This is a genomic window from Streptomyces sp. NPDC050416 (assembly GCF_044458845.1).
Classification (GTDB): Bacteria; Actinomycetota; Actinomycetes; order Streptomycetales; family Streptomycetaceae; genus Streptomyces.
Map to the genome: position 1 here is coordinate 234,452 of NZ_JBITII010000004.1, position 26,714 is coordinate 261,165.

Annotated in this window: 25 protein-coding genes and 1 riboswitch; of the genes, 13 read left to right on the top strand and 12 right to left on the bottom strand. The window is 69.8% G+C overall.

Annotation, left to right across the window (positions count from 1 at the left end; genetic code table 11):
* Positions 1-154 precede the first annotated feature (154 nt).
* On the top strand, positions 155-1,102 hold the full coding sequence (locus ACIBL4_RS14345; RefSeq protein WP_399409755.1) for a hypothetical protein: 948 nt from the start codon (positions 155-157) through the stop codon (positions 1,100-1,102).
* A gap of 94 nt (positions 1,103-1,196) precedes the next feature.
* On the opposite strand, the gene nadA is transcribed toward ACIBL4_RS14345, so the two are convergent.
* The gene (nadA, locus tag ACIBL4_RS14350; RefSeq protein ID WP_356924417.1) at positions 1,197-2,381 is read right to left on the bottom strand and encodes a quinolinate synthase NadA; all 1,185 of its coding nucleotides are present in this window, start codon (positions 2,379-2,381) and stop codon (positions 1,197-1,199) included.
* Positions 2,382-2,662: 281 nt separating this feature from the next.
* Between nadA and ACIBL4_RS14355 the strand changes: the two genes are divergently transcribed.
* Positions 2,663-3,019, top strand: a complete 357-nt coding sequence (locus tag ACIBL4_RS14355; RefSeq protein WP_086851802.1) for an iron-sulfur cluster assembly accessory protein — start codon at positions 2,663-2,665, stop codon at positions 3,017-3,019.
* A gap of 86 nt (positions 3,020-3,105) precedes the next feature.
* Here the strand turns inward: ACIBL4_RS14355 and ACIBL4_RS14360 are convergent, their stop codons facing one another.
* Complete coding sequence (locus ACIBL4_RS14360; protein ID WP_399409758.1) at positions 3,106-4,989, bottom strand: hypothetical protein; 1,884 nt, start codon at positions 4,987-4,989, stop codon at positions 3,106-3,108.
* A 146-nt stretch (positions 4,990-5,135) separates the two neighbouring features.
* The gene (locus ACIBL4_RS14365) at positions 5,136-5,345 is read right to left on the bottom strand and encodes a hypothetical protein (RefSeq protein WP_356924419.1); all 210 of its coding nucleotides are present in this window, start codon (positions 5,343-5,345) and stop codon (positions 5,136-5,138) included.
* Between the two features lie 132 nt (positions 5,346-5,477).
* Here ACIBL4_RS14365 and ACIBL4_RS14370 point away from each other — a divergent pair, with 132 nt between their 5' ends.
* The gene (locus ACIBL4_RS14370) at positions 5,478-6,452 is read left to right on the top strand and encodes a carbohydrate kinase family protein (RefSeq protein ID WP_399409761.1); all 975 of its coding nucleotides are present in this window, start codon (positions 5,478-5,480) and stop codon (positions 6,450-6,452) included.
* Between the two features lie 91 nt (positions 6,453-6,543).
* On the opposite strand, the gene ACIBL4_RS14375 is transcribed toward ACIBL4_RS14370, so the two are convergent.
* Positions 6,544-7,923, bottom strand: coding sequence for a cysteine desulfurase/sulfurtransferase TusA family protein (locus tag ACIBL4_RS14375; protein ID WP_399409763.1), 1,380 nt, complete (start codon positions 7,921-7,923; stop codon positions 6,544-6,546).
* A 265-nt stretch (positions 7,924-8,188) separates the two neighbouring features.
* Here ACIBL4_RS14375 and coxB point away from each other — a divergent pair, with 265 nt between their 5' ends.
* From coxB to ACIBL4_RS14395, 4 genes are all read left to right on the top strand, one after another.
* Entirely contained in the window at positions 8,189-9,154 is a 966-nt protein-coding gene (gene coxB / locus ACIBL4_RS14380; protein ID WP_279542157.1) for a cytochrome c oxidase subunit II, read from the top strand.
* Positions 9,151-10,887 (top strand): cytochrome c oxidase subunit I, encoded by a 1,737-nt coding sequence (ctaD, locus tag ACIBL4_RS14385; protein WP_399409766.1) that lies wholly within the window; start codon positions 9,151-9,153, stop codon positions 10,885-10,887. The genes coxB and ctaD overlap by 4 nt, the downstream gene beginning before the upstream one ends.
* A complete protein-coding gene (locus tag ACIBL4_RS14390; protein WP_399409768.1) occupies positions 10,884-11,282 on the top strand; it encodes a cytochrome c oxidase subunit 4 in 399 nt (132 codons plus the stop codon). Before ctaD ends, ACIBL4_RS14390 begins: the two co-directional genes overlap by 4 nt.
* Before the next feature lie 130 nt (positions 11,283-11,412).
* Positions 11,413-12,669, top strand: a complete 1,257-nt coding sequence (locus tag ACIBL4_RS14395) for an Ig-like domain-containing protein (protein WP_399409770.1) — start codon at positions 11,413-11,415, stop codon at positions 12,667-12,669.
* A gap of 102 nt (positions 12,670-12,771) precedes the next feature.
* Here ACIBL4_RS14395 and ACIBL4_RS14400 read toward each other — a convergent pair whose 3' ends face one another.
* Positions 12,772-13,173, bottom strand: coding sequence for a hypothetical protein (locus tag ACIBL4_RS14400; RefSeq protein ID WP_399409772.1), 402 nt, complete (start codon positions 13,171-13,173; stop codon positions 12,772-12,774).
* Between the two features lie 145 nt (positions 13,174-13,318).
* On the opposite strand from ACIBL4_RS14400, the gene ACIBL4_RS14405 reads away from it, so the two are divergent.
* The 6 genes from ACIBL4_RS14405 to ACIBL4_RS14430 all read left to right on the top strand — a co-directional run bounded on the left by ACIBL4_RS14405 (position 13,319) and on the right by ACIBL4_RS14430 (position 20,417).
* Positions 13,319-13,939, top strand: a complete 621-nt coding sequence (locus ACIBL4_RS14405; RefSeq protein WP_020272940.1) for a heme-copper oxidase subunit III — start codon at positions 13,319-13,321, stop codon at positions 13,937-13,939.
* Between the two features lie 77 nt (positions 13,940-14,016).
* On the top strand, positions 14,017-14,829 hold the full coding sequence (locus ACIBL4_RS14410) for a c-type cytochrome (RefSeq protein ID WP_399409775.1): 813 nt from the start codon (positions 14,017-14,019) through the stop codon (positions 14,827-14,829).
* Positions 14,826-15,905: a Rieske 2Fe-2S domain-containing protein gene (locus ACIBL4_RS14415; protein ID WP_399409777.1), complete on the top strand. Its 1,080-nt coding sequence runs from the start codon at positions 14,826-14,828 to the stop codon at positions 15,903-15,905. The genes ACIBL4_RS14410 and ACIBL4_RS14415 overlap by 4 nt, the downstream gene beginning before the upstream one ends.
* Complete coding sequence (locus tag ACIBL4_RS14420) at positions 15,902-17,524, top strand: cytochrome bc complex cytochrome b subunit (protein WP_356929775.1); 1,623 nt, start codon at positions 15,902-15,904, stop codon at positions 17,522-17,524. The genes ACIBL4_RS14415 and ACIBL4_RS14420 overlap by 4 nt, the downstream gene beginning before the upstream one ends.
* 137 nt (positions 17,525-17,661) lie before the next feature.
* On the top strand, positions 17,662-18,726 hold the full coding sequence (trpD, locus tag ACIBL4_RS14425; protein ID WP_399409779.1) for an anthranilate phosphoribosyltransferase: 1,065 nt from the start codon (positions 17,662-17,664) through the stop codon (positions 18,724-18,726).
* 77 nt (positions 18,727-18,803) lie between these two features.
* Positions 18,804-18,920: riboswitch (SAM riboswitch) on the top strand.
* A gap of 129 nt (positions 18,921-19,049) precedes the next feature.
* Positions 19,050-20,417: an aminotransferase class V-fold PLP-dependent enzyme gene (locus tag ACIBL4_RS14430; RefSeq protein ID WP_399409781.1), complete on the top strand. Its 1,368-nt coding sequence runs from the start codon at positions 19,050-19,052 to the stop codon at positions 20,415-20,417.
* On the opposite strand, the gene ACIBL4_RS14435 is transcribed toward ACIBL4_RS14430, so the two are convergent.
* From ACIBL4_RS14435 to ACIBL4_RS14465, 7 genes are all read right to left on the bottom strand, one after another.
* Entirely contained in the window at positions 20,372-21,580 is a 1,209-nt protein-coding gene (locus ACIBL4_RS14435) for a glycerate kinase (RefSeq protein ID WP_399409783.1), read from the bottom strand. The genes ACIBL4_RS14430 and ACIBL4_RS14435 overlap by 46 nt on opposite strands.
* Positions 21,581-21,592: 12 nt before the next feature.
* Positions 21,593-23,008 (bottom strand): SLC13 family permease, encoded by a 1,416-nt coding sequence (locus ACIBL4_RS14440; protein ID WP_399410570.1) that lies wholly within the window; start codon positions 23,006-23,008, stop codon positions 21,593-21,595.
* Between the two features lie 139 nt (positions 23,009-23,147).
* Entirely contained in the window at positions 23,148-23,807 is a 660-nt protein-coding gene (locus tag ACIBL4_RS14445) for a response regulator transcription factor (RefSeq protein ID WP_020272949.1), read from the bottom strand.
* Positions 23,804-25,321, bottom strand: a complete 1,518-nt coding sequence (locus tag ACIBL4_RS14450; RefSeq protein WP_399409786.1) for an ATP-binding protein — start codon at positions 25,319-25,321, stop codon at positions 23,804-23,806. Before ACIBL4_RS14450 ends, ACIBL4_RS14445 begins: the two co-directional genes overlap by 4 nt.
* The gene (locus tag ACIBL4_RS14455) at positions 25,245-25,559 is read right to left on the bottom strand and encodes a small secreted hydrophilic protein (RefSeq protein ID WP_399409788.1); all 315 of its coding nucleotides are present in this window, start codon (positions 25,557-25,559) and stop codon (positions 25,245-25,247) included. Before ACIBL4_RS14455 ends, ACIBL4_RS14450 begins: the two co-directional genes overlap by 77 nt.
* An 88-nt stretch (positions 25,560-25,647) precedes the next feature.
* Positions 25,648-25,929 carry an Lrp/AsnC family transcriptional regulator gene (locus ACIBL4_RS14460; protein ID WP_010048935.1) on the bottom strand — a complete coding sequence of 94 codons (282 nt, stop codon included), beginning with the start codon at positions 25,927-25,929 and terminating at the stop codon, positions 25,648-25,650.
* Positions 25,926-26,678, bottom strand: a complete 753-nt coding sequence (locus ACIBL4_RS14465) for a rhomboid family intramembrane serine protease (RefSeq protein ID WP_399409789.1) — start codon at positions 26,676-26,678, stop codon at positions 25,926-25,928. Before ACIBL4_RS14465 ends, ACIBL4_RS14460 begins: the two co-directional genes overlap by 4 nt.
* Positions 26,679-26,714 lie beyond the last annotated feature (36 nt).

Consider the following 26,714-nt stretch of genomic DNA (forward strand, 5'->3'; position numbering starts at 1 on the left):
TCGAAGACGCCCTCACGCACACCGACCGCTACCTGCGGGCCGTCCAGGAACTGGAGATCCTCGCCGCGCGGGCGGCGACCGGTACCCCCGCGGACCTGGAGCGCTACTGGGTGGCGCGAGTGGCGGTGGAACAGGTGATGATCGACACCCAGGAATGTTTGAACGGTCCTCGGATCCATCCGTCGTCCTGTCGAGCGAAGCATCCGCGGCGCTGGACGTTCTCCTGGATCTCGTCTCCGAAGGGGGCGCGGATCTCGACGTGCTGCGCGCCACAGGCCGGCTGTGCTGGCAGCGCTACCTGGTCCTGCCGCAGGGCATCGATCGCCAGTATCTCGCCCTCGCCGCGGAACTCCTGCATCCCGTCCATCAGGAAGACCCGGAAGCCGTTCCCGCGGAGCTGCGGACCGCGTACGAACGGTCGCGTGCGGAGGAATCCCATCTGGAACCGCACGACTTCGCCCTGGACCTACTGGAAGAGTTCCAGGTGACCGGTGCGAGGGACGTCCTGGACCGGTCGGTGGAACTCCTCCGGTCCACCGCGAACGCCGTAGTGGCCCCCGGCCATCGGGCGACCTGCCTGTCGAACCTCTCCTACGGGCTGAGGACGCTCTACGACTTCACGGGCAACCCCGCGACTCTGCAGGAGGCGCTGCACGTCGCCCGCTCGGCTCTCGCGCAGGCGACGGACGACTCCGCGACCCGGGCCAACATCCTGATCAACATGGTCAACGCGCTGCTTGCCCTGCACGACGCCACGAGTGAACCAGACCATCTCGACGAGGCACTCGAGCTCCTCCGCACCGCCGTTGACCTGGTGGGGCCCGGGCAACCGGACCGGGTGCTCGCGTTCAGCGCCCTCGCGTCCGCTCTTGACTCGGTGGCGGACGCTACGGGCAGCTTCTCCGCTCTGACCGAGTCGGTGGCCTGCCGACGTGCGGCGCTCACGGCATACGAAGAACTGATCGGCAGCCCCTCCGAGCACGGTGTGGACGAGGCACCGCTGTGGTCCAACCTCGGCGGCGCCGACAGATGTGAGGCGCTGCTCGCCGAATTCACCGGACTGGACCGGGCTGCGTCCAGTCCTCAGAGCCCGGTCTACTGACAGCTATCAGGGGCATGACGTCGGGAAGACCGGCGGGGCGAGGCCGACCAGTCGAGTGGCCGGGCCCCGCCACGCCCCTACGCCCGGTGTCCGTCTACGGCAGCGCCAGCATCCGCTCCAGCGCCAGCTTCGCGAACGCCTCGGTCTCCTTGTCCACCTCGATGCGGTTGACCAGGTTGCCCTCGGCCAGCGACTCCAGGGTCCAGACCAGGTGGGGGAGGTCGATGCGGTTCATGGTCGAGCAGAAGCAGACCGTCTTGTCGAGGAAGACGATCTCCTTTCCTTCGGGCGCGAAACGGTTCGCCAGGCGGCGGACCAGGTTCAGCTCCGTGCCGATGGCCCACTTGGAGCCGGCCGGGGCGGCCTCCAGGGCCTTGATGATGTACTCCGTCGAGCCGACGTAGTCCGCCGCGGCCACGACCTCGTGCTTGCACTCGGGGTGGACCAGGACGTTCACGCCCGGGATGCGCTCGCGCACGTCGTTCACCGAGTCCAGGCTGAAGCGGCCGTGCACCGAGCAGTGGCCGCGCCACAGGATCATCTTCGCGGCGCGCAGCTCGTCGGCCGTCAGCCCGCCGTTCGGCTTGTGCGGGTTGTAGACGACGCAGTCCTCCAGGGACATGCCCATGTCCCGCACGGCGGTGTTGCGGCCGAGGTGCTGGTCCGGCAGGAAGAGGACCTTCTCGCCCTGCTCGAAGGCCCAGTCCAGGGCCCGCTTGGCGTTCGAGGAGGTGCAGATCGTGCCGCCGTGCTTGCCCGTGAACGCCTTGATGTCGGCGGACGAGTTCATGTACGAGACGGGCACGACCTGCTCGGCTATCCCGGCCTCGGTCAGCACGTCCCAGCACTCGGCGACCTGCTCGGCCGTCGCCATGTCGGCCATCGAGCAGCCGGCGGCGAGGTCGGGCAGGACGACCTTCTGGTCGTCGGACGTCAGGATGTCCGCGGACTCCGCCATGAAGTGCACACCGCAGAACACGATGTACTCGGCCTCCGGACGCGCCGCCGCGTCCCGGGCCAGCTTGAAGGAGTCCCCCGTGACGTCGGCGAACTGGATGACCTCGTCGCGCTGGTAGTGGTGGCCGAGCACGAAGACCTTGTCCCCGAGCTTCTCCTTCGCCTTGCGGGCGCGCTCCACCAGGTCCGGGTCGGACGGCGAGGGCAGGTCGCCTGGACACTCCACGCCCCGCTCGCTCTTCGGGTCGGCCTCACGGCCGAGGAGCAGCAGGGCGAGGGGCGTCGGCTGTACGTCGAGCTCCTGGGTTTGGGCGGTGGTCACGACACGCACCCTTTCTGTTCCGCGACTTTTCGTCGATTTGACGCTATTTATCATAACCGCTTCACGTCACTTTGACGATGGCCATAGCGTCTGTGTGACATGAATCCCGGTGAGCCGCCGTTCATTCCCGGGAACGCCGGGAAAGAGCCGTTTTCCGGTTCCGGGCGCGTGTGCGAGCATGAAGAGGAGCCGAGATCGAGCGCCCGGCCCGGAATGAATCCGCGGCCCCGCCGGTTGCACCCGTCGGCAAGCAGTCTCCGTACAACCCGGGAGAGATGTAGATGTCCGTATCGGACGAGACCACCACCGTCAGCGACGGCATCATCCTGACCGACGCCGCCGCGGACAAGGTCAGGACCCTGCTCGACCAGGAAGGCCGCGACGACCTCGCGCTGCGCGTCGCCGTCCAGCCCGGCGGCTGCTCCGGCCTGCGCTACCAGCTCTTCTTCGACGAGCGTTCCCTCGACGGTGACGTCGAGAAGGACTTCGGCGGTGTGAAGGTCGTCACCGACCGCATGAGCGCCCCCTACCTGGGCGGCGCCACGATCGACTTCGTGGACACGATCGAGAAGCAGGGCTTCACGATCGACAACCCGAACGCGACGGGCTCCTGCGCCTGCGGCGACTCCTTCAGCTGAGCCCGCCGAGCCGCTTCCCGCGGCCGCGGACATGACGAAGGCGGCGGCCCCCTCATAGGGGACCGCCGCCTTCGCGCTGTGCCGTACTACCGCGCGTGCGTCGGGGGAGCCGGCAGTCGTGCGCCCTCCCTGGCCAGCGGGACGCCCTTGCCGTCCGAGCCCACGACCGCGCGGTCGCCGAGCGGCTCGTCCAGCTGCACGGTCTTCTGGAACTGCTTCGCGATCATGATGCAGACCTTGCCCTGCCACGGGGTCGAGGTCACCGTGACCTTCACCTCGTCCCCGCTCTCGCTCGCCTTCACGTCGTAGTCGGAGCACACCCCGCCCGTGAAGGTCACGGTCAGCTCCGAACCCTCGGCCCGGTAGCCGTCCACCTTCACGTCACGCGGCTCGGGAGCCGACGTCGGCTCGTCGCTCGGCCCGCCCGGCTCGCTCGGAGCAGCGGAGGCCAGGTACTTCGGGTCGACCGCCGGGTACGTCACCGTGAACGGGTCCTTCGCGCCCGGCGCCGTCACCTCGAACAGCCAGGACGGCACCAGCGCCTGCCGCCCGTCCACGAAGTGCGAGGCCAACCCGAACACCGCGTTCCGCACCGTCACCGCGTCCTGCGCGGGAGCGCCGCTCGCCGACGACCCGCAGGGCTGCTCCAGCCGGTCCTTCAGCGGCACGGGGCTCGCGCAGCCGCCGATGCCCATGCGGTGGTCACCCGTCGGCCGCTTTTCCATCAGCTTCAACGCCTCCCCGGCACCGACCACGGGATACGTGTCGCCCTTCACCGGCGTCTTCAGCTGACCGCTGCCGCCGACGACCTCGCCGTCCGCGCCGACCGTGACCCCGGTCGTCCAGCCGTGCGTCGGCAGTCCGCCGACCTCGGGAGCGGCGTTCACCACCCGCTGGGCGCCCATGACCTGGCTCGCGTCGAGCTTCGCGTCGTCCTGACCCAACGCCTTCAGCACGGGCGCCGCGGCCTTCTCGGCCTCCGCCTCGCTCACCGGGTTGCCGCCGTGCTGCGGAGCGGTGCAGGTGTCGGTCCCCTTGCAGTTGTCGGTGCCCGGGGCGTACCGGCTGAAGGTCCAGGCTCCCGGCGCCTGCCTGTTCACCTGGAGGCTCGGCCCCGAACCGTCCTGACCCGCCCCGACCTTCCAGGCCTCGCCCTGCGCCACCGCAGTCCCCTCGACCCCGAGGGTCTTCGCCAGCCGGGCCACGTCCTCCTTGGTGACCTCGCCCCGCGCCCGGTACACCGGGGCTTCGCCGGGACCGTCCGGGAGCGGGCCGTCGACCCGGTAGGTGGCGCCGTAGGGGTTCGGCTCACCGGGCGCGATACCGTTGCCACCGCCCGACGTCGATTCCGAGTACCCGTCGAGCGCGAGCGGCGGGGGAGTGCCGTCCCCGGCGGGCGCGCCCGGCGTCGAACCGCCACCACCACCGGAGCCGCCCGAGGCGTTGGCCGCGAGCCAGGCCCCGCCACCGCCGATCAGCAGTACGGCGGCGGCGACGGAGGCGATGATCGCGGGCGTCCGCGACCGCCCACCGCCGGGACGGACCGGGTGCTCCTCGTCGCGGGGCACGTCGCCTTCGGGGGCGGGGGGCGTTTCCTCGGGTGCTTCCGGGGCCGGGCCGCCGGTTTCCTGGGAGTAGGCACGGTCCGCGTCTCGGTCCGCGTCTTCGTCCGTCTCTTCGGCCGCCGAGGGCGCCTGGTCCGTCTCCTCGGCCGCCGCGGGCGCGTCGTCCGCCGGCTCCGACTTCGAAGTCGGCACGTCATCACCCGGCGTCCCGGAGGCCTCGGCGGTCTCGATGGTCTCCGCAGCCTCAGGAGCCTCTGGAGCCTCGTCGGTCTCTGTGGCCTCAGTGGCCTTCACGGCCTCAGGGGTGTCCGCCGAACCCCGCTCCTCGACCTCCGGGGCGTCGGCGGATCCGGCGCCGCCCACTTCCCTGGCGTCGTCGTCGTTGTCGGGTCGCTCGGTGTTCACCGCATCGCTCCTTCGGCTGCACAGCTGTCCCATGGGACCCGGCCCGGTCCGACACGGGCAGCTGTCGGGTCGTATCCCGCCTCCCCTTTACGGGGGACAGCGATGGGACGCAGCGGGGGAGCGCGCGGTTCCCTGCAGCGCGCCGCTCAGTCCCCGTAGTCCGACATCGCGTCGAGCAGCCGCGCCGACGCCGGGGGGACGGTCACACCGTGGATCAGAGCCGGGGAGACCGGCCGGGAGGCGACCCGGTCAGGAGCCGCCCAGTGGGGTGCCATCCGGGCGCCGTCGCCCGGCAGCGACGCCAGGTCGCCTTCGAGATCGACCGGAACGGGCACCTGGACCTTGAGGTTCGTCATATCCGCACCGTAGGCACGCCGGGCCTCACGGAGAAAGATCTACTATCGGGTAGTTTCCATGCCTTCAGAGCGACCCCGTCCACCCGATAGCGTGAGGCGTCAAGGTCCGCCTCCCACAGGAGAGTCCACGCCGTGCGCATCGCAGTCACCGGCTCCATCGCCACCGACCACCTCATGACGTTTCCCGGCCGCTTCGCCGACCAGCTCGTAGCGGACCAACTGCACACGGTTTCGCTGTCGTTCCTGGTCGACAAGCTCGACGTACGCCGCGGCGGCGTCGCCGCGAACATCGCGTTCGGAATGGGGCAGCTCGGCACCCGCCCGATCCTGGTCGGTGCCGCGGGCGCGGACTTCGACGAGTACCGGGCCTGGCTCGACCGGCACGGCGTCGACACGGAGTCCGTCCGCATCTCCGACACGCTGCACACCGCCCGCTTCGTGTGCACCACCGACGCCGACCACAACCAGATCGGCTCCTTCTACACCGGCGCCATGAGCGAGGCCCGCCTCATCGAGCTGAAGACCGTCGCCGACCGTGTCGGCGGTCTCGACCTGGTCTCCATCGGCGCGGACGATCCGGAGGCCATGCTCCGCCACACCGAGGAGTGCCGCTCCCGGAACATCCCGTTCGCCGCCGACTTCTCCCAGCAGATCGCCCGCATGGACGGCGAGGAGATCCGCATCCTGCTGGACGGGGCGACGTACCTCTTCTCCAACGAGTACGAGAAGGGCCTCATCGAGTCCAAGACCGGCTGGACCGACGCGGAGATCCTGTCCAGGGTGGGCCACCGGGTGACCACCCTCGGCGCGCAGGGCGTGCGCATCGAGCGGGTCGGCGACGACCCGATCGAGGTCGGCACGCCCGACGAGGAGCGCAAGGCCGACCCGACCGGCGTCGGCGACGCCTTCCGCGCCGGGTTTCTCTCGGGCCTCGCGTGGGGCGTCTCCCTGGAGCGTGCCGCCCAGGTCGGCTGCATGCTGGCGACCCTCGTCATCGAGACGGTGGGGACGCAGGAGTACCAGTTGCGGCGCGGGCATTTCATGGAGCGGTTCACCAAGGCGTACGGGGACGAGGCCGCGGCGGAGGTTCAGGCGCACCTGGTCTGACCGTTGTCGTCTGCAGGGGCGCGGGGGCTGGTCGCGCCCACGCGGCGGAGCCGCACATCGACACAGCCCCGCGCCCCTGAAAGAGGGGCGTTCAGCTCACCCGGCGGACCAAGTACGCCGTTCCCTTGGCCGCCGGCTCCTCGCCCACATACTCCTGGCCCCGCATCTCGCACCACGCCGGGATGTCGAGCCGCGCCGCCTCGTCGTCCGACAGCACCCGGACCAGGCCGCCCACCGGCACGTCACCGATGACCTTGGCCAGCTCGATCACCGGAATCGGACAGCGCTTCCCGAGGGAGTCCACGACCAGGGCGTCCTCCTCGCGGGCGGCCTGCGTGGCCACCGGCGCCCCCAGCTTCTCCCGCACCGCCGCCACGGCCCCGGGGAGCACGGTCAGGAACCGCTCGACCTCCTCCTCCGCCGTCCCCACCGGCAGCGAAACCCGCACATTTCCCTCACTGAGTACGCCCATCGCCCGGAGCACATGGCTCGGCGTCAGCGTGCTGCTCGTGCAGGACGATCCGGACGAGACGGAGAAACCCTCCCGGTCCAGCTCGTGCAGCAGGGCCTCCCCGTCGACATAGAGACAGGAGAAGGTGACGACGCCGGGCAGCCTGCGTGCCGGGTCGCCGACCACCTCGACGTCCGGCACGGCCTGCGGCACCCGCACCCGGATCAGCTCCGTCAGCTCCCGCAGCCGCGGGGCCTCCTCGGCGGCCTCGGCGCGTACGGCGCGCAGCGACGCGGCCGCCGCCACGATCGCCGGGATGTTCTCAAAACCGGGCGCCCGCCCCGACTCCCGCTCGTCCACCGGCCCTTGCGGCGGGAATCGCACACCCTTGCGGACGACGAGCAGTCCGACCCCCGAAGGGCCGCCCCACTTGTGGGCGCTGGCCGTGAGCAGCGACCAGTCGCCCTCCACCGGCCCCCACCCCAGCGACTGCGCCGCGTCCACCAGCAGCGGCACGCCCGCCGCCCGGCACACCTCGGCCACCTCGGCCACCGGCTGCTCGGTCCCCACCTCGTGATTGGCCGACTGCAGACAGGCCAGCGCCGTGTCCGCGCGCAGGGCGTCGCCGTACGCCGACGGCTCCACCCGTCCGGTGCGGTCCACCGCGATCTGCGTGACGGTCCCACCGGCGGACTCGTGGAGCTCCGCCGAATGCAGTACGGAAGAGTGTTCGATCGCGGACACGATCAGGTGACGCCCGATCCGCCCCCGCCCGGACAAGGCCCCCGCAATCCCCGTGTGCACGGCACGTGTTCCGGACGAGGTGAAGATCAGCTCGTCCGGCCGGCACCCCACGGCCTCGGCAGCGGCCTCCCGCGCCGCGTCCAGCAACATCCGGGCACGCCGCCCCTCCCTGTACAGACGCGCGGGATCCGCCCACCCCTCGTCGAGGGAGGCCTGAAGGGCCTGCCGGGCGATCGGATGAAGCGGAGCAGCGGAAGCAGCATCGAAGTAGGCCACACCCCAACGCTAGAACGCCGACCAGGGAGACGTCCCTCAGGGGCGCGGGGAACCGCGCGAACGGCCACGACGAATGCCGCACCCGCCAATCAAGCGAACACCCCGACTCAGTAGGCACCCCTCCCCGAGAACCCCCGGAGGGCGTCGGCTAGGGTTTGGTCCGCATAAACATCCAAACCCCTGCCCGACGCAGGGCGGCGACCGACCAGCGAGAAGGCCAGGCCGCAGCCGATCCGCGCGGGCGAGACTCTCGGGAAGGCGCTACGTGAGTCCCAACGGCTCCGACCGCTCGCCGCGGCGCCCGATGCGGCGGAAGCTGCTGCAGGCACTGACCGCGGGCCTGGTCTTGGCGACAGCCACCGGTTGCTCGTACAACTGGGAAGACTTCCCCCGCCTTGGTATGCCCACCCCGACCACGGAAGAGGCTCCGCGGATCCTCTCCCTGTGGCAGGGGTCCTGGGCGGCTGCGCTCGCCGTTGGCGTGCTGGTGTGGGGTCTGATCCTGTGGAGTGCTTTCTTCCACCGGCGCAGCCGCACCAAGGTCGAGGTTCCTCCGCAGACCCGGTACAACATGCCCATCGAGGCGCTGTACACCGTGGTCCCGCTCATCATCGTCTCGGTGCTGTTCTACTTCACCGCCCGCGACGAGTCCGAGCTGCTCAGCCTCAAGAAGAAGCCCGACGTCACGGTCAACGTGGTCGGCTTCCAGTGGAGCTGGTGCTTCAACTACATCGAGCCGGTCGCCGGTTCCACGGGTGACGCCAAGAAGTCCCCGGAGCTCGACGCGATCCCGGACCGGTTCAAGAAGGACTTCCCGGCAGGTGCCGGCGGCGTCTACGACTGCGGTACCCCCGGCACCCGGAACCCGCAGACCAACAACCCGGGTCCGACGCTCTGGCTCCCCAAGGGCAAGACCGTCCGCTTCGTCCTCACCTCGCGTGACGTCATCCACTCCTTCTGGGTGGTGCCGTTCCTGATGAAGCAGGACGTCATCCCGGGCCACACCAACGCCTTCGAGGTGACCCCCAACAAGGAGGGCACCTTCCTGGGCAAGTGCGCCGAGCTCTGCGGCGTCGACCACTCTCGGATGCTGTTCAACGTGAAGGTCGTCTCCCCCGAGCGCTACGAGCAGCACCTCAAGGACCTCGTGGACAAGCAGCAGAACGGTTACGTTCCTGCCGGCATCGCGCAGACGAGCCACGAGAAGAACCGGGAGACGAACAACCTGTGAGCATCCTCAACGAACCCCAGGGTGCCGCGGCAGCAGGGTCCCACTACCAGGACGAGCTGCCGGTCAGGCGCCAGAACCGCGGCAGCGTCGTGGTCAAGTGGCTGACGACGACGGACCACAAGACGATCGGCACGCTGTACCTGGTGACGTCGTTCGCGTTCTTCGTCATCGGTGGCGTGATGGCGCTGTTCATGCGCGCCGAGCTCGCCCGGCCCGGTCTGCAGATCATGTCGACCGAGCAGTTCAACCAGGCGTTCACGATGCACGGCACGATCATGCTGCTGATGTTCGCGACGCCGCTGTTCGCCGGCTTCGCGAACTGGATCATGCCGCTGCAGATCGGCGCGCCGGACGTGGCGTTCCCCCGGCTGAACATGTTCGCCTACTGGCTGTACCTGTTCGGCTCGCTCATCGCCGTCGGGGGCTTCCTGACCCCGCAGGGCGCGGCCGACTTCGGCTGGTTCGCCTACAGCCCGCTGTCGGACGCGGTCCGCTCCCCGGGCATCGGCGCCGACATGTGGATCATGGGTCTGGCCTTCTCCGGCTTCGGCACGATCCTCGGCTCGGTCAACTTCATCACCACGATCATCTGCATGCGCGCCCCCGGCATGACGATGTTCCGCATGCCGATCTTCACCTGGAACGTGCTGCTGACCGGTGTGCTGGTCCTGCTCGCCTTCCCGGTCCTGGCGGCTGCGCTGTTCGCGCTGGAGGCGGACCGCAAGTTCGGTGCGCACGTCTTCGACTCCGCCAACGGCGGCGCGTTGCTGTGGCAACACCTCTTCTGGTTCTTCGGCCATCCAGAGGTGTACATCATCGCGCTACCGTTCTTCGGGATCATCTCCGAGGTCATCCCGGTCTTCTCCCGCAAGCCGATGTTCGGTTACTCGGGTCTGATCGGCGCGACCATCGCGATCGCGGGTCTGTCCGTGACGGTATGGGCGCACCACATGTACGTCACGGGCGGTGTGCTGCTGCCGTTCTTCTCCTTCATGACCTTCCTGATCGCGGTCCCGACCGGTGTGAAGTTCTTCAACTGGATCGGCACCATGTGGAAGGGCTCGCTGTCCTTCGAGACGCCGATGCTCTGGGCGACCGGCTTCCTGATCACCTTCACCTTCGGTGGTCTGACCGGTGTCATCCTGGCCTCGCCGCCGATGGACTTCCACGTCTCCGACTCGTACTTCGTGGTGGCGCACTTCCACTACGTCGTCTTCGGCACCGTCGTGTTCGCGATGTTCTCCGGCTTCCACTTCTGGTGGCCGAAGTGGACCGGCAAGATGCTGGACGAGCGCCTCGGCAAGATCACCTTCTGGACGCTGTTCATCGGCTTCCACGGCACGTTCCTGGTCCAGCACTGGCTGGGTGCCGAGGGCATGCCGCGCCGGTACGCGGACTACCTCGCGGCCGACGGCTTCACCGCGCTGAACACGATCTCGACGATCAGCTCGTTCCTGCTCGGCATGTCGATCCTGCCGTTCTTCTACAACGTGTGGAAGACGGCCAAGTACGGCAAGCCGGTCGGCGTCGACGACCCGTGGGGCTACGGCCGCTCCCTGGAGTGGGCGACCTCCTGCCCGCCGCCGCGGCACAACTTCATCACCATGCCGCGGATCCGCAGTGAATCCCCGGCGTTCGACCTGCACCACCCGGAGATCGCCGCCCTCGACCAGCTCGAGAACGTCGGTCACGGCGAGAAGGCCATCGCTGGTGGCAAGGAGGCCGGCAAGTGAAGATCCAGGGCAAGATGTTCATGTGGCTGAGCGTCTTCGTCCTCGCCATGGCTGTGGTCTATGGCGTGTGGTCGAAGGAGCCGGCCGGTACCACGGCCCTCTTCCTGGCCTTCGGCCTGTGCATCATGATCGGCTTCTACCTCGGCTTCACGGCCAGGCGGGTCGACGTCGGTGCGCAGGACAACAAGGAGGCGGACGTCGCGGACGACGCCGGCGAGGTCGGGTTCTTCAGCCCGCACAGCTGGCAGCCGCTCTCCCTGGCCATCGGCGGCGCCCTCGCCTTCCTGTCGATCGCGATCGGCTGGTGGCTGATGTACTTCTCGCTGCCGATCATCCTGGTCGGCGTCTGGGGCTGGGTCTTCGAGTACTACCGCGGTGAGAACCGCACCCAATAACACGAGCCGAGCGCTCCAGGGCCCGGACACTCCGCAAGGAGCGTCCGGGCCCCTGCTTTTGCCGCAATCGGTGTCACTCGTACGAGTCACCCGGCGTGCCGCAGTTGACGTGGCTTCCTAGCGTGAGGTCATGAGCCACACAGCGATCTCCCGCCCCCGCACCGTCGTGAGCTGCACGCTGCTGGTGATAGCCCTCTGCGCGGGCGTCACCGCCTGCGGCTCGGACGGCAACCCGCTCTCCCACCGCCCCTACGACGCGGCGGACCAGATCTCCTTCAACGCCCCCTCACAGGGCCGCAAGAAGGCCGACCCGGACAAGCCCCTGGAAGTGGTCGCCGAGGACTCCGACGGGCGCATAACGGACGTCACGGCCCACGACGCCTCCGGGCGCTACGTGGCCGGCGAACTCTCCGCCGACGGCGGCCGCTGGCACAGCACCTCACCGCTCGCCGCCAACGCCAGCTACACGGTCCGCGTGAGCACCGAGGACGAGGACGGGGCGCCCGGCCGCAAGGTCCTCACCTTCGACACCGGCAAGCCCACCGCCACCAAGCGCCTGAACGTCACCTTCGGCCCCAAGGCGGGCACCTACGGCGTCGGCCAGCCCATCACGGCCGAACTGAGCCGGCCCGTCAAGGACAGGTCCCAGCGGGCCGTCGTCGAACGGGCCCTGAGGGTCTCCTCCATGCCCGCCGCGGACGGCGCCTGGCACTGGGTGGACGACAAGAAGCTCCACTACCGCCCGAAGGACTACTGGCCCGCGCAGGCCACCGTCCAGGTCCGCAGCAACCTGGACGGCATCAAGATCGGCGACCGTATGCGGGGCGGCAAGGCCAAGCCGCTGACGATCAAGACCGCCGACAAGGTCATCGCCGTCACGGACGCCGCGGCCCACCGGATGACCGTCTACAAGAACGACGAGATCGTCCGGCAGATCCCGGTCACCACGGGCATGCCCGGCTACGACACCCGCAACGGCGTCAAGGTCGTCCTGGCCAAGGAGGGCACCGTCCGCATGACCAGCGCCAGCATCGGCGCCTCCGACTTCTACGACCTGGTCGTCCACCACTCCGTGCGGGTCACCAACAGCGGCGAGTACGTCCACGCCGCCCCCTGGTCCGTCGGCTCCCAGGGCTTCGCCAACGTCAGCCACGGCTGCACCGGCATGAGCACGGAGAACGCCGCCTGGTTCTACGAGAACGTCCGTGAGGGCGACATCGTCAAGGTCATCAACTCCGCCGGCGAGACGATGGCCCCCTTCGGCAACGGCTTCGGCGACTGGAACCTCGAGTGGCAACAGTGGCGCGCAGGCAGCGCCCTGACACCCGGCACCCCGGAGGACCCGACGGCAGCCGACAGAGCCCGTCTACGCCCGCAGAGCGTCTGACCTGAAGGGGCGCGGGGCTGTGTCGATATGCGGCTCCGCCGCGTGGGCGCGACAAGCCACACACCACCCGCAGGCCGCCACACCACCGGACGTCCCGAGCTCCTAGGCGTTCAAAGCCGCCCGCGACCGCAACAGGGAAGCCAAAGCGGAGGCGAACTCCACCGGATCCACCGGCAACGTCACCGCCGATTCAGCGCGACTCCAGGTCGCGAGCCACGCATCCTGCGGCCGCCCCATGAGCAGCAACACCGGCGGACAGTCGAACACCTCGTCCTTGATCTGCCGGCACAGCCCCATGCCCCCCATCGGCACGGCCTCACCGTCCAGCACACAGACGTCGATCCCACCCCGGTCCAGCTCCCTGACCACCGCGTCAGGAGTCGCACACTCCACGAACTCCACCAGGGGAACGTCCGGCGCCGGCCGCCGTCCCGTGGCGAGCCGCACCTGCTCGCGGGTGTTGGAGTCGTCGCTGTAGACCAGCACCGTGGCGGTCGGCTGCATTGTTCCTCCGTGACGTCAGCGTCGTAAGGACAGGCCCGTTGGGCCGGATGCTACTCCCTTGAACACCACGTCAACACCGGTACGACCGGCTCAGACACTCCGAACGGCACCCCCCGGAGTGAGGGCGGGATAAGCGACCGACATAATGTCGGTCGTGGCGACAGCAACGACAGTAGAAACCGGGCACGCGCACCCGTCGGTCAACAGGCCGAACCTCACCAGCGTCGGAACCATCATCTGGCTGAGTTCCGAGCTGATGTTCTTCGCGGCCCTCTTCGCGATGTACTTCACCCTGCGATCGGTGACGGGTCCCGATCACTGGAAGGAGATGGCTGCCCATCTCAACTTCCCGTTCTCGGCGACGAACACCACGATCCTGGTGCTCTCCTCGCTCACCTGCCAGCTCGGCGTCTTCGCCGCCGAGCGCGGTGACGTGAAGAAGCTGCGGATGTGGTTCATCGTCACCTTCGTGATGGGTGCGATCTTCATCGGCGGTCAGGTCTTCGAGTACACCGAGCTGGTCAAGGACGCGGGCCTGTCCCTGTCCTCCGACCCGTACGGCTCGGTCTTCTACCTGACCACCGGCTTCCACGGCCTGCATGTGACGGGCGGTCTCATCGCCTTCCTGCTGGTCCTGGGCCGGACCTACGCGGCCCGGAGGTTCACCCACGAGCAGGCGACCGCCGCGATCGTCGTGTCCTATTACTGGCACTTCGTCGATGTCGTCTGGATCGGCCTCTTCGCCACGATCTACATGATCAAGTAGCGGGACCGCAGCGCGCGCCCGACGAGGCACGCATCCCAGAAGCACCGACGCAGAAGATCCTGACACCGGGGTAATCCGTGAAAAAGCTCTCCGCACGACGACGCCACCCGTTGGCGGCGGTCGTCGTCCTACTCCTCGCGCTGCTCTTCAGCGGGGGGCTGTACGCCGTGTTCGCACCCACGAGCAAGGCTGAGGCCGACGAAACCGCCCAGTCCCTCACCATCGAGGAGGGCAAGAAGCTCTACTCGGTCGGCTGCGCCAGTTGCCACGGCACCGGCGGTCAGGGCACCTCCGACGGGCCGAGCCTGGTGGGTGTCGGCGCCGCCGCCGTCGACTTCCAGGTGGGCACCGGCCGTATGCCGGCCGCCACCTCCCAGGGCCCCCAGGTCCCCAAGAAGAAGAACATCTACAGCCAGGCCGAGATCGACCAGCTCGCGGCCTACATCGCCTCGCTGGGCGCCGGTCCTGCCATCCCGACCGAGGAGCAGTACGGCCCCCAGGGTGCCGACATCGCCAAGGGCGGTGAGCTGTTCCGCACCAACTGCGCGCAGTGCCACAACTTCACCGGCAAGGGCGGTGCGCTGACGCACGGCAAGTACGCACCGGACCTCGAGGGTGTCTCCCCGAAGCACATCTACGAGGCCATGGAGACCGGCCCGCAGAACATGCCGTCCTTCCCCGAGACCACGCTCTCGGAGAAGAACAAGAAGGACATCATCGCGTACCTGGACGCGGTCAACAGCAGCAAGTCCGAGAGCCCCGGCGGTCTCGAGCTCGGCGGCCTCGGGCCGGTCAGCGAGGGCCTGTTCGGCTGGATCTTCGGTCTGGGCGGGCTGATCGCCGTCGCCGTGTGGGTCGCCGCCCGGACCGCAAAGGCCAAGAAGTCATGAGTAGCCAAGACATTCCAGAAGAGAACCTGCCTGCTGAGCGGTCCGAGCAGACCGCAGGACATGACGAGCACGGGCACGGGGCGCTGAGCCCCGCGGACGAGCACCCGTTCGCCGACCCGGGCCTGCCCCCCCACGAGCACCGGATCCAGGACGTCGACGAGCAGGCCGCCAAGCGGTCCGAGCGCTCGGTCGCCCTGATGTTCACGGTGTCGATGCTGGCCACCATCGCCTTCATCGCCGCGTTCGTGGCGATCCCGGTCGACAAGTCGGTCTACATCTTCCCGCTGGGTCACATCAGCGCGCTGAACTTCGCGCTGGGCATGACGCTCGGCATCGCGCTGTTCTGCATCGGCGCGGGCGCGGTCCACTGGGCCCGCACCCTGATGTCGGACGTGGAGATCGCCGACGAGCGGCACCCGATCGAGGCGGAGCCCGAAGTTCGCGAGAAGGTCTTCGCGGACTTCAAGCAGGGCGCCAAGGAGTCCGCGCTCGGCCGCCGCAAGCTGATCCGCAACACCATGTTCGGCGCGCTCACGCTGGTGCCGCTCTCCGGTGTCGTGCTGCTGCGCGACCTCGGCCCGCTGCCCGAGGACAAGCTGCGTCACACGCTCTGGTCCAAGGGCAAGCTGCTCGTCAACATGAACACGAACGAGCCGCTGCGTCCGTCGGACGTCGCGGTCGGCTCGCTGACCTTCGCCAAGCCCGAGGGCCTGGAGGAGCACGACCACGAGTTCCAGAACGAGATCGCCAAGGCCGCCCTGATGATCGTCCGGATCCAGCCGGAGAACATCAAGGACAAGCGCGAGCTCGAGTGGTCGCACGAGGGCATCGTCGCGTACTCGAAGATCTGCACCCACGTCGGTTGCCCGATCTCCCTGTACGAGCAGCAGACGCACCACGTGCTCTGCCCCTGCCACCAGTCCACCTTCGACCTCTCCGACGGTGCCCGAGTGATCTTCGGTCCCGCTGGTCACGCTCTGCCGCAGCTCCGCATCGGCGTGAACGACGCGGGCTACCTCGAGGCGCTCGGCGACTTCGAAGAGCCCGTCGGCCCTGCTTTCTGGGAGCGCGGATGAGCACTGCACAGACACGCCGCAAGGCGCCCGCCGGAGAGCGGGTCGCCGACTGGGCCGACGGCCGCCTGGGGATCTACTCCCTGGCCAAGGCCAACATGCGCAAGATCTTCCCGGACCACTGGTCCTTCATGCTGGGTGAGATCTGCCTCTACAGCTTCATCATCATCATCCTGACGGGTGTGTACCTGACGCTGTTCTTCCACCCGTCGATGAACGAGGTGGAGTACCACGGCAGTTACGTCCCGCTCCAGGGGCAGCTGATGTCGGAGGCGTTCGCCTCCACGCTGGACATCAGCTTCGACGTGCGCGGCGGTCTGCTCATCCGGCAGATCCACCACTGGGCGGCGATCATCTTCCTCGCCGGCATGTTCGTGCACATGATGCGCGTCTTCTTCACCGGCGCGTTCCGCAAGCCGCGCGAGATCAACTGGCTGTTCGGCTTCCTGCTGTTCGTCCTGGGCATGTTCACCGGTTTCACCGGCTACTCGCTCCCGGACGACCTGCTCTCCGGCACCGGTGTCCGCTTCACGCAGGGCGCGATCCTGTCCGTGCCGATCGTCGGCACGTACATCTCGATGTTCCTGTTCGGCGGGGAGTTCCCGGGCACCGACTTCGTCGCCCGGTTCTACTCGATCCACATCCTGCTGCTGCCGGGCATCATGCTCGGGCTCGTGGTCGGCCACCTGATCCTGGTCTTCTACCACAAGCACACGCAGTTCGCGGGTCCCGGACGCACCAATAAGAACGTCGTCGGCATGCCGCTGCTGCCGGTCTACATGGCCAAGGCCGGAGGCTTCTTCTTCCTGGTCTTCGGTGTCATCGCGGCCATCGCCGGCGTCGCGACCGTCAACCCCATCTGGGTCCTGGGCCCCTACCGGCCCGACCAGGTGTCGACGGGCGCGCAGCCCGACTGGTACATGGGCTTCGCCGAGGGTCTGGTCCGGGCCATGCCGGGCTGGGAGATCAACCTCTGGGGTCACACGCTCGTCCTGGGCGTGTTCATCCCGCTGGTCCTCTTCGGCCTGTTCCTCGGGATCATCGCCCTCTACCCGTTCATCGAGTCGTGGGTCACCGGGGACAAGCGCGAGCACCACATCCTGGACCGGCCGCGCAACGCCCCGACGCGCACCGCCTTCGGTGTCGCGTGGGTCACCGGCTACATGATCATGCTGATCGGCGGTGGCAACGACATCGTCGCCACGCACTTCCATCTGTCGATCAACGCGGTCACCTGGTTCGTCCGGATCGGGTTCTTCGCCGGGCCGGTCGTCGCGTTCATCATCACCAAGCGCATCTGCCTCGGCCTCCAGCGCCGCGACAAGGAGAAGGTGCTGCACGGCCGCGAGTCGGGCATCATCAAGCGCCTGCCGCACGGTGAGTTCATCGAGGTGCACGAGCCGCTCAGCCAGGAGCAGATGTACACGCTCACGGCCCACGAGCAGTACCAGCCGGTCGAGATCGGCCCGACGGTCGACGAGAACGGTGTCGAGCGCAAGGTGAAGGGCTCCGAGAAGCTGCGCGCCAAGCTCAGCGAGTCCTACTACGGCGAGGGAGCCCAGATCCCGAAGCCGACCGCCGAGGAGTACCGGGAGATCACGAGCGGCCACGGCCACCACTGATCACTGCTTCGCCACGCCACTGAAGGGCCCCGTCCGGTGTTCGGACGGGGCCCTTCGCGGTGCCCCGCGGCTGGATAGGGTGGACCTCGTTGAGACTCTCGTCCCGTAGTGCGGGACGCCTGACCCTGGAGCGGCTTATGAGCGCTGTGACCCCCGCTGGAGGCGACACCGCGGCGGGCCGCTCCTGGCCCCTGCTGTTGAACGGTCTGCTGGACGGCAGGAACCTGACCGCCGACGACACCGCGTGGGCGATGGACCTGATCATGCGCGGCGAGGCGACGGACGCCCAGATCGCCGGGCTCGTGGTGGCGCTGCGGGCCAAGGGCGAGACCGTCGAGGAGATCGCCGGGTTCGTCCGCGCGATGTACGAGCACGCGAACGTGATCGAGGTGCCGGGCCCGGCCGTCGACATCGTCGGCACGGGCGGCGACGGGGCGAAGACCGTCAACATCTCCACGATGTCGGCCATCGTCATCGCCGGCACGGGCGCGAAGGTCGTCAAGCACGGCAACCGCGCGGCGTCGTCGGCGTCCGGCGCCTCGGACGTGCTGGAGAAGCTCGGCGTCAATCTGGAGCTGCCGACGCACCGGGTGGCCCAGGTCGCCGAGGAGGCCGGGATCACCTTCTGCTTCGCGGCGAAGTTCCACCCGGCGATGCGCCACGCGGGCGCGGCGCGCGGCCAGTTGGGCATCCGGACGATCTTCAACGTCCTCGGTCCGCTGACCAACCCGGCGAAGGTACGCGCCCAGGCCGTCGGTGTCGCGGATCCGCGCATGGCACCGATCGTCGCGGGCGTCTTCGCCGAGCGCGGCCACTCGTCCCTGGTCTTCCGGGGGGACGACGGCCTCGACGAACTGACCACCACCGCCACGTCCAGAGTGTGGGTCGTCCGCGACGGCAAGGTGACCGAGAAGGCCTTCGACCCGCGCGACGTGGGCCTCGAACTCGTCCCCGTGGAGGCCCTGCGCGGCGCCGACGCCTCCTACAACGCGGAGGTCGCCCGCCGTCTGCTGGACGGCGAGACGGGCCCGGTGCGCGACGCTGTCCTGCTGAACTCGGCGGCGGCTCTCGTGGCCCTCGAACCCGGCCCGGGGACGCTGGCCGAGCAGATCCGTGCCGGTATGGCGAAGGCGGCCGAATCGATCGACTCCGGGGCCGCCAAGCGGACCCTGGAGCGGTGGGTGGCGGCGAGCAACGCGTAGGGCCTTTCTGACGCCGGGTGTCCCGCGATCCGGACGCGGGTTGCGGGACCTCGATCGTTCTCGTAGGTTCCTTTCCAGGTCATGAGTGACAGTCATGAGGCCCCGGCCGACTGTCCGGCAACCCTCCGTCCGTGGCGGGGTGCCCCGGGTGAAGACCAGGCCGCAGGCAGCGAGGTCTGTGGCAAGCGCGTGACGAGGAGTCTCTCGTGAACCAGCGAATGCGATAGGGCCGCAGAGCCCCGCCTCCGCACCCCTTTTCCTTCACCCCCGCTTGAGCCATGTGCTCGCGGGCGGATTCCACCTGACTTCACGGGAGTTCCGTCATGTCTGTCTCCACCGTTGCCGCCGCCCCGTCCGTTTGTGCCCCGCTGCCCGTTCTGGGTGCGGATGTCACCGTTCCGCTCGTCACCGGTGGCGAGGTCACCTACGCCGCGCTCGACTACGCCGCCAGCGCCCCGGCGCTCCAGCGGGTCTGGGACGACGTCGCCGCCTACGTGCCGTACTACGGCAGCGTCCACCGCGGTGCCGGGTACCTGTCCCAGCTGTCGACCGACCTGTTCGAGAACGCCCGCCGGACGGTCGCGGAGTTCCTCGACTGCCGGGACGGCGACCAGGTGGTCTTCACCCGGTCCACCACCGACTCCCTCAACCTCCTGGCCGCCGCGCTCCCGGCGGGCTGCCAGGTCTTCGTCTTCGAGACCGAGCACCACGCCTCCCTGCTGCCCTGGCGCGACGCCCGCGTCACGTACCTCGACGCCCCGCGCAGCCCCCGTCAGGCCGTCGAGACTCTGGAGCGCGCCCTCGCCGGGAGGGACCCGCACGGCCCGGCCCTCGTCTGCGTCACCGGCGCCTCCAACGTCACCGGCGAGCTGTGGCCCGTACGGGAACTCGCGGCGGCCGCGCACGCGCACGGCGCCCGGATCGTGCTCGACGCCGCCCAGCTGGCCCCGCACCACCCCGTGTCCGTCGCCGACCTCGACGTCGACTGGGTCGCCTTCTCCGGGCACAAGCTGTACGCGCCCTTCGGCTCCGGCGTGCTGGCCGGGCGGGCCGACTGGCTGCGCGAGGCCGAGCCGTACCTCGCGGGCGGCGGCGCCAGCCGCAAGGTCACCCGGCTCACGGACGGGGGAGTGGACGTGGAGTGGCACGACAGCGCCGCCCGTCACGAGGCCGGATCGCCCAACGTCATCGGCGCCTACGCCGTCGCCTCCGCCTGCAAGGCACTGACGGAGGCCGGCTTCGACACGCTCGTCGCCCGCGAGCAGTACCTCGTCGCCAAGGTGCGCGAGGGGCTCGCCGACGTCCCCCAGGTGCGGTTCCTGTCCCTCTTCGGGGACGACGCCCCGCGCGTCGGTGTGCTCTCCTTCGTCGTCGAGGGCTGGAACAGCTCGCACTTCGCCGCCGCGCTCTCCGCCGAGTACGGCATCGGCGTCCGGGACGGGCTGTTCTGCGCCCACCCGCTGGTGCGCACGCTGCTCGGCAGTGACCCGCAGACGCAGGGCGAGTGCGGGTCGCCGGAGGCGGCTCCCGGCGAGAAGTCCCTCAACGCCATCCGGGTCAGCTTCGGTGCGGGTACGCCGGATGAGCACGTGGAGCGGTTCGTGCGGGCCGTGCGGGAACTCGTGACGGACGGGGCGCGGTGGAACTACCGTACGGAGGACGGGCGTTGCGTGCCGGACACCTCCGCCTGAACCGCCTCGAGGGTCAGGGGCAGCCGCGCGCCGAGGACGATCATCCGCAGGGCGCGTTCCGTGGCATCGGTGAGCAGTTCGCTCGCGCGCAGCAGTGCCTCGGCCAGCTCCATGGGGGCGGGCAGGATGCCGTGGCAGGCGTCCACGCCCGGCACCTCGTGCGCGCCCTCGCCGAGCGTGCCCGCCAGGGCCAGGACCGGGCGGCCGTGGAGCTTGGCCCGGCGGGCCACCTCGGCGGGGACCTTGCCGCGCGGCGTCTGGTGGTCCAGGGCGCCCTCGGCGGTGATCACCAGGTCGGCGCCGGCCATCCGGGCGTCCAGGTCGAGGTGGTCCAGCAGCACGTCGAAGCGGGGGAGGAGACGCGCGCCGAGGGCGGCGAGGCCGGCGCCCAGCCCGCCGGAGGCTCCGGTTCCGGGGCTGTACCGCAGGTTGGTGTCCGGGACGGCGACGTCGCGGGTGAGGACGAAGGCCCAGTTCTCCAGCCCGGCCGACAGCTGCTCGACCTGCTCGGGCGTCGCGCCCTTCTGCGGGCCGAAGACCCGGGCCACGCCCCGCTCGCCGCACAGCACGTTGAACGGGTTGCAGGCGACGAGCAGCTCCACCTCCGCCAGGCGGGGGTCCAGGCCTCTCGGGTCGATACGGTGCAGTCGCGTCAACTCCCGGCCCCCAAACGGGAGTTCCTCACCTCCCTCGTCCAGCAGCCGGGCCCCGAGCGCCTGGAGCGCGCCCGCGCCGCCGTCGGAGGTGCCCGAGTCGCCGCAGCCGACGAGGATCCGCCTCAGGCCCGCGTCGAGCGCGGAGCGGATCAGCTCGCCGACGCCGTACGTGGTGGTGGCGCCCGGGTCGCGCAGGTCGCGCGGGACGAGGGAGAGGCCCGCGACCGCCGCCATCTCCACCACCGCCGTGTCTCCGGAGCCCAGCAGGGCGAAGTGGGCGCCGACGGTCTCGCCGACCGGGCCGGTGGCGGGCACGGTGACGAGCCGGCCCCCGGTCGCGGCGGCCAGGGCGACGGCCGTGCCCTCGCCGCCGTCCACCAGCGGGACGAGGTCGAGCTCGGCGCCGGGCAGGACCCGGCGTACGCCCGCGGCGATGGCCTCGGCGGCGGCCTCGGCGGACAGGGACTCCTTGAAACCGCTGGGGGCTACGACGACACGGTTCAGCATGGGTGGGGCTCCTTAACGGGTGACGGAGACGCCGAGCAGCGGCCACACCGCGACGGCGAAGAGCAGGACGAGCGCGGCGGTCAGCGGGGCCAGGACGGCGGACAGCCGCAGCAGGTCGCGCGGGGTGTAGGTGGGGGTGCCGGGGATCTTCGCGAAGAGCGTGACCGGCTTGGCGGAGGCGGGCAGCGTGTGGCAGAAGCCGGCGGCGGCGGTGGAGGCGAGCGCGGCGGCGACCGGGTTGACGCCGACGCCGACGGAGGCGGCCACGACGAGCGGGACCAGGACGGAGGAGCGGGCGGAGCGGGACTGGAGGACCAGGTGGGCGGCCGTGCTCACCGCGATCACGACCGCCAGGAACACCACCGGGGTCCCGCCCGCCGGCAGTCCGGAGACCAGCCACGTCGCCGCTCCCGAGTCGGCGAGCGCCACGCCCATCGCCATCGTCGCCGCCATGAACAGCAGCAGCGACCAGGGGACGGTCTTCAGCGCGTCCTTCAGGCGGACGGTGCCGAGGGCGGGCGAGGCGGCGATGACGGCGCCGATCAGCGCGACCAGCGCGGGCGGCACACGGTGCAGCGGCTCGCCGCACCACAGCAGCACCACCGTGGCCATGAGCAGGGCGCAGCGCTTCTCGGCCTGGCTCCAGGGGCCGGTCACCGGCTGCTCGCTGTGCTGCTGGATCTGCTCGGGCGTGATGTGGACCGGGCCGCGGCGGTCCGCCCGCCGGGTCGTCGTCAGCAGGACCAGCTCGGCGGCCAGGTGCGAGGAGGCCACGGCCAGCGGCAGGCCCAGCAGCAGCCACTCCGTGAAGCCGATGTGCTGCCCGGTCGCCTCCCACAGCACCGACACGGTGATCAGATGCGCGCCGGCACCGATCAGGGTCGCCACCGCCGACAGCAGGATCACGGTGGGAAACAGCAGCGCCAGCATCACGACCAGTCGCTTTCGGTCGGCGAGGACCTTCGCCAGCGCGAGGAACACCGGCAGCGCGAGCGCGGCCCGGCCGGAGGTGGCGGGCACCGCGAACGCCGTCACGACCAGGGCGGCCGTCGTCAGGTGCACGAGCTGCCGTACCGTGCGCGCCCCACTGACCAGGAACACCGCGGCCCGGCCCGCGAGCCCGGTCCGGCTCACCGCGGCCGCCAGCACGAAGGCACAGATCAGCAGCCAGACCGTGGCGTCACCGAGGGTGCCGAACAGGGTGTCGCTGCTGATCACGCCGGTCACCGTGAGGGCGAGCCCGGCGCCCAGCGCGATATAGGTGTCGTCGATGGACGTCCCGATCCAGGCGCAGGTCGCGAGTACGAACACGGCGAGCGTGAAACGGGCGTCGGCACCGAGTCCCGGGAAGTTCCCGGGGGTCGCGAGCAGCAGGCAGACGGTCAGTGCCGCGCACAGAGAGGCAGTGGTTCGCAGGTTCAGGGCCACGCCGTCGAGAATCCGCCCGGGCGGTGAGTCGTCGATGAGTTCCACATGAAGGGACTTTCACCACGGTGCCTCAGGGGCGCGGGGAACTGCGCGAACAACCACGACGAACCCGCACCCGGCAGCGGTGATCGAGTGGCACTCACGGCAGCCGGTACCCCATCCCCCGTACCGTCTCCACCCGCTCCGCCCCCAGCTTCTTCCGCAGTGTCCGCACGTACACGTCCACGATGTTGGACCCCGGATCGAAGTCGTACCCCCACACATGGGACAGGATCTGCTCCCGGGAGAGCACCTGCCCGGGGTGCCGCAGGAACAGTTCCAGCAGCACGAACTCACGGGCCGTCAGGTCGACCGTCCGCTCCCCGGACCGGGCACGCCGCGTACGCAGATCGAGGCTCAGGGAGCCCGACCTGAGGACCGTCACCTCCGGAGCCCGCGCAGCCGTCCGCAGCCTCAGCCGCACCCGGGCCAGCAGCTCCTCGAAGCGGAACGGCTTGGTCATCCAGTCGTCGGCGCCGCCCTCCAGGCCCGCCACCGTGTCCCGCACGGAGTCCCGCGCGGTCAGCACGATCACCGGCACCGTCACCCGCGCCTCGCGCAGCTCGCGCAGGATCGTGAAGCCGTCCCGGCCGGGCAGCCCGATGTCCAGGACGACGAGGTCGAAGCCGCCGGTCAGGGCGTACTCGTAGCCCGCGTCGCCGTCGGTGACGACGGTCGTGGTGAAGCCGTTGGAGCGCAGGCCCTTCTCCACGAAGGAGGCGATGCGCTCCTCGTCCTCGACGATGAGGATGCGGTTCACGTGGGGTTCCCTTCCGGTGCCCGGGGGGCGTGCAGAACGAGGGCGAAGGTGGCGCCGCCACCGGGAGTGCCGCGGAGCCGTACGTGCCCCCGGTGGCCCTCGGCGATCGCCTTGACGATGGACAGTCCGAGCCCGGCGCCGGAGCCCCGGGCACCGCGGCGGGCCGTGCCGCGCCGGAAGCGCTCGAAGATCACCTCGGTGTCCTGGGGCTGCACCCCGGGCCCTGAGTCGGCGACGTAGAGCTCCAGGTGCGGGCCGTCGGTGCGGGAGCCGATGCGGATGGTCTGGCCGGACGTGGTGTGCTGCACGGCGTTCTGCGCGAGCTGCACCATGGCCTGGGTGATCCGCTGCGGATCCAGCTCGGCCTCCAGGTCGGCGACCTCGGCGAGCCGCCAGTCGCGTTCGCCGAGCGTGCGGGCCTTGACGTAGACGTCGGCGGTGAGTTCGGCGACCTGGACCGGCTCGGGGGAGACGAAGTCGGGGCGTTCGGCCTTGGCGAGCAGCAGCAGGTCCTCGACGATGCGGCTCATCCGGTCCAGCTCGTCGGTCACCAGCCGGACGGTCTCCTCGCGCTCGGCCGGGTCGTCGCCCATCAGTTCCAGATGGCCGCGCACGATGGTGATGGGCGTGCGCAGTTCGTGCCCCGCGTCGTCGACGAACTCGCGCTGGGCGGCGAACGCCCGCTCCAGCCGGTCGAGCATGCCGTTGAACGTCTCGGCGAGAGCCGCTATGTCGTCGTTGCCGTGCACCGGGATCCGCCGGGTGAGGTCCTGCTCGGTGAGCTGCGCCGCCGCGGTGCGCACCACCCGCACGGGCTTGAGGATCCGCCCGGCGACCGCCCAGGCGATGCCGACGGTCAGCAGCAGGGCGACCCCGGAGATGACGAGCAGCGTGCGGAACATGCTGTTCACGCGGGCCTGCTCGCGCTGGGGATGGAAGGCGACGACGAACGCGGCGTCCGGCTCCCGGCCCTGCTGGGCCACGGTGACCTTGGCCCACCGGATCTCGCCCTGCGGCCGGTGCAGCACACCGGAGGACGCGGGCGAGTCGAAGACGGCGCGCTTGGCGCCTGGGTCCTCGTGCAGGGGCAGGGAGACGGGCAGGTCGTGCCGCTGGCGGATCTGCCGGGGAGTGCCGTCCGCCTCCCGGACCAGGCCGATCAGCTCCTCGTCCGCGTCGGGGTTCTGCCGTTCCAGGAACACCGTCAGCAGCCGGTCAGCGTCGGTGAACGGTCGGCCCGTCCGCGGATCCCCGCCCCGCTCCTCGAAGTTGGCGAACTCGCCGGTCTCCTGGGTGAGCAGGCGGTTGATCCGGCTGTCGACGTCGCGCAGCAGGAACGAGCGGGTGGTCATGGCGACGGAGGCGAGCGCGACCGCCATCACGAGCAGCAGCCACAGCAGGATGCGGACCCGGGCGGAGACGCGCCGGCGGCCGGGGTCAGTTGTCAGAGCCGGCGCCGTCGTCGTCGCCCGGTCCGTCGTCCCCGGTGCCCCGGCCGCGGTCGTCGTCGTCATCGTCACTCGCTGAGCTGTCGGTCACCGGGGGCCGCGAGACGACCTCGTCGCCCGGCGTGGGCTTCGGGGTGGGGTCGGGCGTGGAGGTGGGGGGCGGTGTGCTGCGGTCCAGCTCCACCCGCTGGGACGGGACCTTGGGCGCCTCGGGGCTGTCCGCGAGGGCGTAACTGGTCGCGGCGATGCCCAGCGGGATCAGCACGACCGCGGAGAGGGCGGCCATACGACGGGAGAATGCCATGTGCCTGATCCTGCGGACGGAACCCGGAGCGCATGATGAACCCCGGATGAAGAACTCTTCATCCGGGGCCGGGCAGGCTGGACACGCTCTAGTTGTCCAGCCCGATCGAGAACGCCGCCTCCAGGTCGTGCTGCGAGTACGTACGGAACGCCACGTGCGTGTCCGTGCCCTCCACGCCGGGGATCTTGCTGATCCGGCCCGGGATGACCTCCGCCAGGTCCTCGTGGTCCTTCACCCGGACCATCGCGATCAGGTCGTAGGTGCCGGTGACGGAGAAGACCTCGCTGACGTTGTCCAGCGCGGCGATCGACTCCGCGATCTCGGGGATCCGGTCCACGCTGGTCTTGATGAGGACGATCGCGGTGATCACGGCTGGTTCTCTCCCTCGGGGGCCGGAGCAGGGGCGGGCTTCACTCTAGTAGGGCCGGTCGGGCGGCCGTAGCGGACCGAGGCGTAGCCGAAGCCCAGGCCGAAGCCCACCAGGTGGGCGAGGTAGGCCACGCCCGGCCCGTCCGAGGCCCGCCCCGCCGCCAGCCACTGCAGCGCCGCCCAGAACGGCAGCACGACCCAGGCCGGGAAGCGCACCGGCAGGAAGAAGAGGAACGGCAGGAGACTGGTCACCCGGGCCCGGGGGAACAGGTAGAGGAACGCGCCGAGGACCGCCGAGATCGCCCCCGAGGCACCGACCAGCGACTGCTCGGAGTCCGCGTTGACGGCGGCGTAGCCCAGCAGGGCCAGATAGCCGCAGCCGACGTAGAACAGGGTGAACTGCACCCGGCCCATCCGTTCCTCGGTCATCGCCCCGAAGACGTAGAGGAAGAGCATGTTGCCGAGCAGGTGCACCCAGCTGCCGTGGACGAAGAGGGCCGTCGCGGGGGTGAGGGCCGATCCGGCGGACCCCTCGAACAGGTCTGCGGGGATCACGCCCCAGTGCCGGAAATAGGCCCGCTGCGCGGCGAGCAGCTCGTCGCCCGTGCCGTACGCCGGACCGAGCCCCGAGGCGGGGCCGGCCAGGAAGACCGCGCAGCACAGGGCGATCAGTGCGTACGTCACCGGCGCCGACGACCCCCGGACCGATCTGCCGGCCCGGACGATCGACGCGCTCCACTTGCTGATCATGGCTACAGAGCATGACGTAACCGGACGCAACCGCAC

Coding starts and splice junctions, on each gene's coding strand:
- ACIBL4_RS14345 (WP_399409755.1), top strand. CDS start 155: ATGTTTGAACGGTCCTCGGATCCATCCGTCGTCCTGTCGAGCGAAGCA.
- ACIBL4_RS14355 (WP_086851802.1), top strand. CDS start 2,663: ATGTCCGTATCGGACGAGACCACCACCGTCAGCGACGGCATCATCCTG.
- ACIBL4_RS14365 (WP_356924419.1), bottom strand. CDS start 5,345: ATGACGAACCTCAAGGTCCAGGTGCCCGTTCCGGTCGATCTCGAAGGC.
- ACIBL4_RS14395 (WP_399409770.1), top strand. CDS start 11,413: ATGAGCCACACAGCGATCTCCCGCCCCCGCACCGTCGTGAGCTGCACG.
- ACIBL4_RS14400 (WP_399409772.1), bottom strand. CDS start 13,173: ATGCAGCCGACCGCCACGGTGCTGGTCTACAGCGACGACTCCAACACC.
- ACIBL4_RS14405 (WP_020272940.1), top strand. CDS start 13,319: ATGTCGGTCGTGGCGACAGCAACGACAGTAGAAACCGGGCACGCGCAC.
- ACIBL4_RS14415 (WP_399409777.1), top strand. CDS start 14,826: ATGAGTAGCCAAGACATTCCAGAAGAGAACCTGCCTGCTGAGCGGTCC.
- ACIBL4_RS14420 (WP_356929775.1), top strand. CDS start 15,902: ATGAGCACTGCACAGACACGCCGCAAGGCGCCCGCCGGAGAGCGGGTC.
- trpD (WP_399409779.1), top strand. CDS start 17,662: ATGAGCGCTGTGACCCCCGCTGGAGGCGACACCGCGGCGGGCCGCTCC.
- ACIBL4_RS14430 (WP_399409781.1), top strand. CDS start 19,050: ATGTCTGTCTCCACCGTTGCCGCCGCCCCGTCCGTTTGTGCCCCGCTG.
- ACIBL4_RS14435 (WP_399409783.1), bottom strand. CDS start 21,580: ATGCTGAACCGTGTCGTCGTAGCCCCCAGCGGTTTCAAGGAGTCCCTG.
- ACIBL4_RS14450 (WP_399409786.1), bottom strand. CDS start 25,321: ATGACGACGACGACCGCGGCCGGGGCACCGGGGACGACGGACCGGGCG.
- ACIBL4_RS14455 (WP_399409788.1), bottom strand. CDS start 25,559: ATGGCATTCTCCCGTCGTATGGCCGCCCTCTCCGCGGTCGTGCTGATC.
- ACIBL4_RS14465 (WP_399409789.1), bottom strand. CDS start 26,678: ATGATCAGCAAGTGGAGCGCGTCGATCGTCCGGGCCGGCAGATCGGTC.